Source organism: Magnetococcales bacterium (assembly GCA_015228815.1).
Lineage (GTDB): Bacteria > Pseudomonadota > Magnetococcia > Magnetococcales > UBA8363 > UBA8363.
In genome coordinates, this window is record JADGCV010000072.1 from 1 (window position 1) to 10,257 (window position 10,257).

The 10,257-nt window shown below is 54.0% G+C and carries 9 protein-coding genes and 2 rRNA genes; all 11 read right to left on the reverse strand.

Annotated features, from left to right (window positions below; genetic code table 11):
- Positions 1 to 627: 627 nt before the first annotated feature.
- Complete coding sequence (locus tag HQL76_17475) at positions 628 to 1,008, reverse strand: hypothetical protein (GenBank protein ID MBF0110961.1); 381 nt, start codon at positions 1,006 to 1,008, stop codon at positions 628 to 630.
- A gap of 132 nt (positions 1,009 to 1,140) precedes the next feature.
- Complete coding sequence (locus HQL76_17480; protein MBF0110962.1) at positions 1,141 to 3,324, reverse strand: bifunctional (p)ppGpp synthetase/guanosine-3',5'-bis(diphosphate) 3'-pyrophosphohydrolase; 2,184 nt, start codon at positions 3,322 to 3,324, stop codon at positions 1,141 to 1,143.
- Positions 3,325 to 3,419: 95 nt separating this feature from the next.
- Entirely contained in the window at positions 3,420 to 3,902 is a 483-nt protein-coding gene (locus HQL76_17485; protein MBF0110963.1) for a DNA-directed RNA polymerase subunit omega, read from the reverse strand.
- A gap of 39 nt (positions 3,903 to 3,941) precedes the next feature.
- Positions 3,942 to 4,562, reverse strand: coding sequence for a guanylate kinase (gene gmk / locus HQL76_17490; protein ID MBF0110964.1), 621 nt, complete (start codon positions 4,560 to 4,562; stop codon positions 3,942 to 3,944).
- A 72-nt stretch (positions 4,563 to 4,634) separates the two neighbouring features.
- Positions 4,635 to 5,522 (reverse strand): YicC family protein, encoded by an 888-nt coding sequence (locus HQL76_17495; GenBank protein ID MBF0110965.1) that lies wholly within the window; start codon positions 5,520 to 5,522, stop codon positions 4,635 to 4,637.
- 154 nt (positions 5,523 to 5,676) lie between these two features.
- The gene (locus HQL76_17500; GenBank protein MBF0110966.1) at positions 5,677 to 5,934 is read right to left on the reverse strand and encodes a YfhL family 4Fe-4S dicluster ferredoxin; all 258 of its coding nucleotides are present in this window, start codon (positions 5,932 to 5,934) and stop codon (positions 5,677 to 5,679) included.
- A gap of 164 nt (positions 5,935 to 6,098) precedes the next feature.
- Positions 6,099 to 7,145 (reverse strand): N-acetyl-gamma-glutamyl-phosphate reductase, encoded by a 1,047-nt coding sequence (locus HQL76_17505; GenBank protein MBF0110967.1) that lies wholly within the window; start codon positions 7,143 to 7,145, stop codon positions 6,099 to 6,101.
- 119 nt (positions 7,146 to 7,264) lie between these two features.
- Entirely contained in the window at positions 7,265 to 7,660 is a 396-nt protein-coding gene (gene rpsI / locus HQL76_17510) for a 30S ribosomal protein S9 (protein MBF0110968.1), read from the reverse strand.
- Between the two features lie 53 nt (positions 7,661 to 7,713).
- A complete protein-coding gene (gene rplM / locus HQL76_17515; protein ID MBF0110969.1) occupies positions 7,714 to 8,232 on the reverse strand; it encodes a 50S ribosomal protein L13 in 519 nt (172 codons plus the stop codon).
- A 179-nt stretch (positions 8,233 to 8,411) separates the two neighbouring features.
- Positions 8,412 to 8,526 (reverse strand): 5S ribosomal RNA (rrf, locus tag HQL76_17520).
- Positions 8,527 to 8,633: 107 nt separating this feature from the next.
- Positions 8,634 to 10,257: ribosomal RNA gene (locus HQL76_17525) — 23S ribosomal RNA — on the reverse strand; the annotation flags it as partial.

Consider the following 10,257-nt stretch of genomic DNA (forward strand, 5'->3'; position numbering starts at 1 on the left):
ATTGATTTACGAATTGGTGTAATATTCGTCGGAAAAGTGCCAACTGGAAAGAACGAGGGATCAGGAAGTCTGAAATTATTAGAAGAAAAAAGGTAACTGCCCAGGTACCCTCTGGGTTCAATTATTGAAAGAAAAAAGGGGTCTGAACGGTTACAACTGGGCAGTCCTTAATGATCACCGCTGACCCGGAGATGGATAATAGTCAGGGCTCGGCAGGTATTTGCGGCCCATCCCGGTTTCGTCTCCCTTCCATCCCTCCAAATCCACCGGACGGTCCAAATTCGGATTGGCAATGCAAATGGCCTTTCTGGGAGCAGCAATTTTTTCACACGCCTCCCGATCACGATAAATACACTCGGTCTTCCACTGCTCGGTCAAACAAAAAGGACCGCCCCCCTGAGGCGCCATCAATTCTTCCTTGTTCAAAACACAACTGCCCTGCGTCCCCGCCACCGCCTTTCGACAGGACTCCATATCGACAAACTGACAACGCCGTCCACTGAAATCAACCGCGCAATAAAGCGACGCCAACACTGTCCCACACCAAAAAAATACAATCAGCATTCCGGATGTCCAGAGCATCTTTTTCATTCGCCCTCTCCCCGCGCAATGCCTCCCCGAAACGCCTTATTTGCCCAACCAGGCAACCCCATCCACAGCCACCAAAGCCCCTTTGGGCAAAGCCGTCACCCCCAACGTGGAACGCGCCGGATAAGGAATGCGAACATACTGACCATAAATTTCATTCACTGCGGCGAAATCCTCCAGATCGATCAAATAAAGCGTCGTCTTGACCAATTCCCCATAACCAGCCCCGACCGCCTTCAAAACAGCGCCAATGTTTTTCATGACCTGGTGGATCTGAACATCCACCCCTCCTGAAACCAGGGCTCCCGATTCGGGATCCAGGGCAATTTGCCCGGAAAGATGAAGCCATCCACCAATCCGTGTCGCCTGACTGTAGGGACCGACAGCCCTCGGGGCCAGATCTGTTTGAACAAAGTCCATGATTTTCTCTCCTGAGCCGGGGGGAATTGAATGGTTTCAAGAAATCAAACCTTGGGGCGTTGCCCCAAACCCCACCGGGAAGGGGTTTCCCCTTCCCAGACCCATCCATAATAATTCAAATCCAATGATCAATCACCCCTTGATGCGCACCACATCCAATACCACCTCAAGGGCTGCAATCGCCTTCATCAAAGACTGCAAATGCTCCAACCCCATCACCTCGACATCACAAATCAAGACAAAAGGGTCCCGATCCCGGTCCTGCATTTTCATTTTGACAACGGTGCTCTTGACTCCCAAAACGACATGGGAAACCAGATTCAATACATCCCGTCGATTGCGCGCCATGATGCGCAATCGGGCGACATGCAGTTTTTCAGGGAGTTCCGGCCAATCAATGTCCTCAATCCAACGCTCTGGCTGATCGGCCAAGACCCCCAGATTGGGACATCCCGCAGCATGAATGGAAATACCCTTGCCCGTATGCACGATTCCAACAATGGAATCCCCCGGAACAGGACTGCAACAACGGGCCACCATGACCGCCATCCGCGGTAATAACCCCGCCAATTGCAAAGAAGGCCCCTTGACCTCGCCACCACGGGATTTGCCAAGCCCCCCTCTTCCCGTGACAAGCGCCCGCCCGTCACGATTCGATTCGCTCTGGGGAAACAACTTTCGCGCCAATACCGACGGGGTGATCATCGACATCCCCAACTTCAACAACAATTCTTCCCCGTTTTTCAACCCCAGCTCAATGGCCCATTGCCGGATTTTTTTTTCGTTGATCCCCTGAGACGCCACCCCCCCCTTCCGCGCCTCCCGCAATAAAATTTCCCGGCCCAGCATCATCGCCTGTTCACGGTTTTGCTGCTTGATCCAACGATTGATCCGATATTTGGCCCGCCCCGTGACCACAAAACGAAGCCATGCAGGATTCGGAGCGTGATTCTTCCCCGTGAGAATAACCACAGAATCCCCCGTCGCCAACGGAGTCTTGAGAGGAACCAGCCGTCCATTAACCTTGGCCCCCTGACAATGATCCCCAACCTCCGAATGGACAGCATAGGCAAAATCCACCGGCGTGGCCCCCCGGGGAAGAGTGATGATGTCACCCTCGGGAGTGAATAGATAAATTTCCTCCGGAAACAGATCGACCTTGACATTATCCAGGAATTGGCCTGAATCATCAGCATTCTGATGGACTTCCAACAAACGCTTCAACCAGGCATACCCGGTTGCCTGGGAATCCTCCCGCGGAACCAATCCCCCTTCCTTGTAACTCCAATGGGCCGCCACCCCACTCTCGGCCACTTCATGCATGGACCGGGTTCTGATTTGAATTTCGATGCGATTGCCGTAGGGACCAAAAACAACCGTATGCAACGATTGATAACCATTGCTCTTGGGAAGGGCAATATAATCCTTGAAACGACCCGGAATGGGCCTCAGTTCACCATGCACCATCCCCAACACGCGATAACAGTCCCCCTGATGACCAACAAGAATTCGATAGGCAATGACATCATATAATTCTTCCAGGGTCACCCCTTTGCTCTGCAATTTGGTATGAATCGAATATAAATGTTTTTCCCGACCGAATACCTGTCCCTTGATTCCATGTTTTTTCAACATTTTACGCAAGAAGGAAATCACCTTGCGCACCACGTTTTCCCCACCCTTCCGGCGTCGTGCCACTCGTTCCTTCAAGGAATGATAGGATTCGGGATCCCGCAATTGAAAAGCCAGGTCCTCCAAATCGTTCTTGATCCAGTAAATACCCAGGCGATGGGCAATGGGGGCATAAATATCGAGAATTTCCGCAGTCATTCGCGGATCCACCACCACACCCCCATGCACGGCATGCCGCATTCGCATCAGACAAACCGCCAGCCGTACCAGGATCACCCGGATGTCCTGGGCCATCGCCAAAATCATCCGCCGCAGATCCTCGGCATTGACCTCAATCTTCACACGCGCCGAAACATGGGAAATACGGGTCAATCCTTCGACCAGAAAAGCTACATCCGCACCAAAATCATCCCGAACCCGATCCATGGTCAAAATGCCACGCTCCAATCCAGAGACCAGGATCCCCGCGGCAATGGACGCAGTATCCATCCGCAGATCAACCAAAACCTCGGCAACTTCCACCGAAGGATTCACAACCTGCCCGGTCCCTTCCGAAAAACGGGCAACCCCGGTTTTTTCATCCAGAAGAAACCGTCCCAGGCGCTCCAATAAATCCCGGTCGGCCTTGGGATGATAGGCCAGAATCCTTTCAACAAGACCCGGCCATTTTTCGCCTTGTTTCACGCCAGAAAAACCCTTACCCCTCTCCGGCCCTCAACCCCGCAACCGGTCTGGTCTGGCAGCGGTTCAATCCGGATTCCCTGAACGACCGCGCATCCTCACAAATCATCGCCATCAAAATCGATTCCACCAGGAAAATCATTCGCCGGAAGAAGCGCTTCATCCTCATCCAGGTCCAGATCCGCATCCATTTCATCCGCATCCGTCATGTCCTCGTCCGTATCCTCCTCCGCCTCATCCTCACCACCCTCATCGCCATCCTCCTCATCCACCAAGGAATCCCCGAGCGGAATCGAAGCCGCTTCCACCAACAAAGCCCGGGTCTCGCTTTCCAGGATTCCCGGTTCGACCTCCTCGATTTCTTCCTGGACCGGCTTGGTGAATTCAAGACGCAAATCCTTGACATCCACGGTTTTCCCTTCAATTTCCCGCAAGGCGATGACCGTGAACTTGTCATTGTCCATGGGCAGGATTGTCTCATGGCCATGCGTCAACTGTCGGGCCCTTTTGGCCGCCAACAATACCAGTTCAAAACGATTGGGTACGATCTTCAAACAATCTTCAACAGTCACCCTGGCCATCATTCATACTCCTCGCAGGTTTCATTGACCTCAAACCAATCACCGTAAGACAAACCGGGTCAGAAGACGTTCAATCCGACGACCCACCCGTCCTTTTTTCAACCGTTCCGCACGCACGATGGCCTCGATCTCGGCGCAGGCCAGCTCCAGACGATCATTGACGATGACATAATCCGCTTCGCGCCAATGCGACAACTCCCGCCCCGCCAACGCCATCCTCCGTTGAATCACCTCCTCCCCATCCTGACCACGCTCGATCAAACGGCGCCGCAATTCCTCCAGGCTCGGGGGAATGATGGCCACATGCACCACATCCCCAGGCATTCGCTCATGAATCTGACGCGCCCCCTGCCAATCGATGTCCAGGATCACATCCCAACCCGCTTCCAGATCCCGCGACAAAACAGATTGCGAGGTTCCGTAAAAATTGCCGAACACTTCCGCCCACTCGATAAAAGCCCCTTCACGGATCATGTTTTCAAATTCATTTCTGCCAACGAAAAAATAATGAACTCCATCCACCTCTCCCGGACGCATCGGACGGGTCGTCGTCGAAACGGAAAAACGGATGTCTTCGACATTTTTCAAAAGATGCCGCGACAAGGCCCCCTTTCCCCCTCCCGATGGCGCCGTCAGGATCAAGACAAATCCCCGTTTCATTTCATCCATGGCCATCCACTTTCAACCATTACGCCACCCGACAAAAAAATATGCCGTCAAAACAGTGCCCGTTCATTCAAGATTTTGTACCTGTTCACGCAATTTTTCTATGGTGACCTTCATCTCCACCCCCAGGCGTGACAATTGACCATCCTGTGACTTGGAACACAGCGTATTGGCCTCCCGTCCCAATTCCTGGCACAAAAAATCCAATCGCCGCCCCATCGGTTCCGCTTCCCCGATCACCTTGATCATCGCATCACAGTGCATCGCCAACCGGTCCAACTCCTCGGACTGATCCATCCGGTTGTACTGAAGCGCCAATTCCTGCATGAACCTTCCTTCGTCCACCCGGGTCGCCAACCAATCCTCAAGCCGTCCCCGCAACCGCTCCTGCACCTGAAGCCGCACCTCGGGAAGCCGCTGTCGGACCTCCATGGCATATCCCTGAAGTTCATGCATCAATTGCAGTAAAAGCGCACCCGTGCGTTGCCCTTCACGCTCTCGGACCTCCTTGAGACCCCGTGCCGCCTGATCCAATACCGTCAGCACACCCCCCGCAAACCCCTCCTCCCGTGCCCGGGATGCAACATCGACACGCCGCTCCTGAACCAATCCCGGCCATGTCATAAGGGTTCCCAGTTCCATCTCCCTCCGTTCTCCGAGCACGCCCGCCAAACGTTTCTCCAGCGCCAGAACCTCCAGCAACAATCCCTCGTTCAACTCAAGCGTATTGTTCCCCCGGGTCTCGATGCCAAAAGAGAGGTAACCATCAATGTGACCACGACGAAAATATCCCTTCAATACCGCCGCCGCCGCCGTTTCCACTCCCTCCATTCCCTCGGGCAGCCGCAGTGACAGATCCAGAAAACGATGATTGACCGATTTCAACCGCCAAACAATGCGTACATCATCGACAATGGCCTCTGCCTGCCCAAATCCAGTCATGCTCCATGGCATGGCCTTCTCCCCGGTCCCTTTTTTTGCCATCGATGCCACCCACAAGGAAAAGGGGCGTACCAAACATCATACGCCCCTTCAGATCCATACGACCGTATTTCCCGGTTCCCTCAACGAAGAGGGGTGGCGATTCCAGACCCGCTCCAGGCAATCCTCAGCTATGGATGGCCTCATACTTGGCTTCCAGCTCCTCCTTCGACTCTTCATGCTCGGGATCCGGAACGATACATTCCACTGGGCAGACCTCGACGCACTGCGGCTCATCAAAGGCGCCCACACACTCGGTACACAGGTCGGGGTGAATGTAATAGATGTCCTTGTCCACATCGGAACCGTCGGTAATGGCCTCGTTGGGACACTCCGGCAGACAGACATCACAATTCGTGCAATCTTCATTGATCATTAACGCCATGTTTCAAACTCCCTGATGGACGGGTAACAAAATCCAATATCCAAAATCCAAACTCTGCTAGTTACCAAACTTGACCCCCATTGGCAAGAAAATCCGTAAAAAAATCGCTGCAAAAATCTTTCCCATGTCCAAACCGGTCCCCACACCCTTTCCCCAAGCCACATTCAGGGAAACAGAGGCAATTGCGTCAGTCCCATCGTTTCCTCCCAGCCAAACATGATATTCATGTTCTGTACCGCCTGACCGGCAGCCCCCTTGACCAGGTTGTCGATCGCACTCAACACCGTCAGCCATCCAGTGCGACGATCCTCGACAACCGCCAGATGGACATGATTGGATCCCCGAACATGGCTCGTCCCCGGCAGTGTACCCGGATTCATGACACGGACAAAATATTCATTTCGATAAAATTGTTCAAACCGTTCCCGCCAATCACTCCCAACCCATTCCTTCAAGGGACGGACATGACATGTCGAAAGAATTCCCCGGGTCTGCGGCAACAGATGCGGCGCAAAACGGATCCGGATTTCCTGATCGGCCATCTCCCCCAAAATCTGTTCCATCTCCGGGGTATGTCGATGCGAGGCAATGCTGTACGGGCGAAACCCTTCCGCAAGTTCGGCAAACAGTTTGTTTTCGGCTGGGGCCCGCCCCGCGCCACTGACCCCTGATTTGCTGTCGATGACAATCGTCCCGGTGTCGATCACCCGCTCATTTTTCAACAATGGCGCCAATGCAAGAATGACCGATGTCGGATAACACCCCGGATTGGCAATCAACCGGGCAGTCCCGATCCGCTCGCGATAGAGTTCCGGAAGACCGTATACCGCCTCCGGCAGCAATTCCGGAGCGGCATGGGTCGCCTTGTACCATTCACGATAAACCTCCGGATCCTTCAAGCGGAAATCGGCGGACAGATCGATCACCTTGAGATCGTGCCGCAACAGCTTCGGCACAACCTTCATCGAGGTTTCATGGGGAAGGGCACAGAATACCACCTGGCACGAAGCAACCTCCGAAAGATCGTCCAATGGCCGACACACCAGATCGCGACGCTTTGCAAGATGCGGAAAAATGGATTCCATCGACTGACCGGCATAGCGTTCCGATGTAACAAAAGCGATTTCAACCCGGGGATGGTTCGACAGCAATCGTATCAGTTCCGCTCCGGTATACCCACTCGCCCCTTGAATGCCCACAGAGATTTTCATATCCCCATCCTTTCCATTCAAGCCGTTCGGACCACGCAACAAAAAAGAGAGGCTTCAAGCCTCCCTTTTTTTGTTTCATGCCATTCTCTGGTCTTTTCGAGGCCAAAGGCCATGCATCACTAACGCTTGGAATACTGCGTGCTCTTGCGTGCCTTGTGACGCCCATATTTTTTCCGCTCGACAACCCGCGAATCCCGGGTGATGAACCCCGCCTTCTTCAACAATGGGCGATAGTTGGTGTCATACAGGGCCAATGCCTTCGAAATCCCATGCTTGATGGCCCCCGCCTGACCCGAATTGCCACCGCCGACGGCTGTCACCACGACATCGAAACGATCCATCGTCTGGGTGATCTGAAACGGTTGGCGCGCCACCATCTGGAGCACCGGACGACCAAAATATTGATCGATCGGCTTCTTGTTGATGAGAATCTTGCCGCTGCCTGGCATGATCCATACTCTGGCTACCGCTTCCTTGCGTTTGCCGGTTGCGTAGGTCGCTTTGTTCAATGACATCGTGTCCGACTCCCAGACTCTTCACGATCAAAATTTCTTGAAATCCCGGAAAATCAACCTGCTGCCTTGGTTTCAAGCGGCAACGGTTCCGGAGTCTGACCGGCATGGGGATGCTCCGGCCCCTGGTACACCTTGAGTTTCTTGAACATCTGCCGGCCCATCTTGTTCTTGGGCATCATCCCCTTGACCGCCCGGGCAATCACCCGTTCCGGAAAACGACCTTCAAGTTCCTGCCGTACCGTCCGTGCCTTGAGCCCGCTCGGATGGCGCGAGTGCCAATAGTATACCTTGTCTTCCCGCTTGCGTCCGGTCAAAAGAATTTTCTCGGCATTGATGATCACGACATAATCGCCGGTATCCATGCTCGGAGTATAAATGGCCTTGTGTTTGCCACGCAACCTTCTGGCCGCTTCCGTCGCCAGGCGCCCAAGCACCTGGTTTTCGGCGTCAATCACGACCCATTTGACCGAGGCCTTGATTTCTTTGGATGTCGCGTAAAAGGTTTTCACGAACCGGCTCCACTCAATCTGGTTATCCCCTGCCGAATGATCCTTGCCTCCGGCTCGACTCATGATCCATGCCCCGAGGAGCCTTGAACAACCTCTTGGGACGCTCAATCAAAGAGCAGAAAAACTGCATCACGGAAGACTTGCCCCGGAAAACAATTCCGGCGGCTACGGACACAGACCCGGACACTTCAATCGGAGCCTGGAAAATAGACTTTTATTCGGGGGGTGTAAAGGGTAAAGCTTCCTGGCGGTGTCCTACTTTCCCACAACTTAAGTTGCAGTATCATCAGCGCTGAAGGGCTTAACTGCCGAGTTCGGTATGGGGTCGGGTGTTTCCCCTTCGCCATCGCCACCAGAAAGCTTATCTCGTCTTCCTCTCCTATCCTTATCCACCAATCCGCATGGCAGACAAAAAATAGTCTCAATCCTGAACAACTGGGGGAAATGGGTATCTCGCTGACATCATCAAAAAGACATTGGACCAATTAGTACCGGTTAGCTCCATGCGTTGCCGCACTTCCACACCCGGCCTATCAACGTCGTAGTCTTCAACGGGTCTCATTGGGAAAACTCGTCTTGGGGGGGGCTTCCCGCTTAGATGCTTTCAGCGGTTATCCCTTCCGTGCTTGGCTACCCGGCTATGCCCTTGGCAGAACAACCGGTACACTAGAGGCACGTCCACTCCGGTCCTCTCGTACTAGGAGCAGCTCCCCTCAATTTTCCTTCGCCCATGGCAGATAGGGACCGAACTGTCTCACGACGTTCTGAACCCAGCTCGCGTACCGCTTTAATTGGCGAACAGCCAAACCCTTGGGACCGACTACAGCCCCAGGATGCGATGAGCCGACATCGAGGTGCCAAACCTCCCCGTCGATGTGAACTCTTGGGGGAGATCAGCCTGTTATCCCCGGAGTACCTTTTATCCGTTGAGCGACGGCCCTTCCTCTCAGAACCGCCGGATCACTAAGACCGACTTTCGTCCCTGCTCGACATGTCCGTCTCGCAGTCAGGCTCGCTTCTGCCTTTACACTCTTCGGTTGATGTCCGACCAACCTGAGCGAACCTTCGCGCGCCTCCGTTACTCTTTGGGAGGCGACCGCCCCAGCCAAACTACCCACCATGCACTGTCTCCAGCCCGGATCACGGGCCTAGGTTAGACACCAAAATCAATCAGGGTGGTATTTCAACAGCGGCTCCAGCGATACTGGCGCACCGCCTTCATTGCCTCCCACCTATCCTACACAGACTGAGTCTAGTGCCAATGCAAAGCTATAGTAAAGGTTCACGGGGTCTTTCCGTCTTGCCACGGGTATGCTGCATCTTCACAGCAATTTCAATTTCGCTGAGCCTCAGATGGAGACAGCGGGGAAGTCGTTACGCCATTCGTGCAGGTCGGAACTTACCCGACAAGGAATTTCGCTACCTTAGGACCGTTATAGTTACGGCCGCCGTTTACCGGGGCTTCGATTCAAAGCTTGCACCTCTCCTCTTAACCTTCCGGCACCGGGCAGGCGTCAGACCCTATACCTCGTTTTCCAACTTAGCAGAGTCCTGTGTTTTTGATAAACAGTCGCTCCCCCCAGGTCACTGCGGCCTCCTTCGGCTCCACGCGCAAAGCGCTTCACCTACAAGAGACGCCCCTTCTCCCGAAGTTACGGGGCCATTTTGCCGAGTTCCTTCACCTGAGTTCTCTCACTCGCCTTAGGATTCTCTCCTCACCCACCTGTGTCGGTTTATGGTACGGTCAACAATAACCTGATGCTTAGAGGATTTTCTTGGAAGCTTGGGATCAATCACTTCGTCTTGCGACTCGTCATCACGCCTCGGCTTGATGTGCCTGCGGATTTCCCTGCATGCACGCACCTACACGCTTGACCCGGGACGTCCATCACCCGGTAGACCTACCCTTCTCCGTCCCCCCTTCGCAGTTATCGTCGGTACCGGAATATTGACCGGTTTCCCATCGACTACGCCTTCCAGCCTCGCCTTAGGGGCCGACTAACCCTGCGCGGAACAGCACCGACATCGGGTCGCCGAATCCCTTGCCATCGGCCAGACGGTAGGCCAACATCGAATAAACCTTGCCCG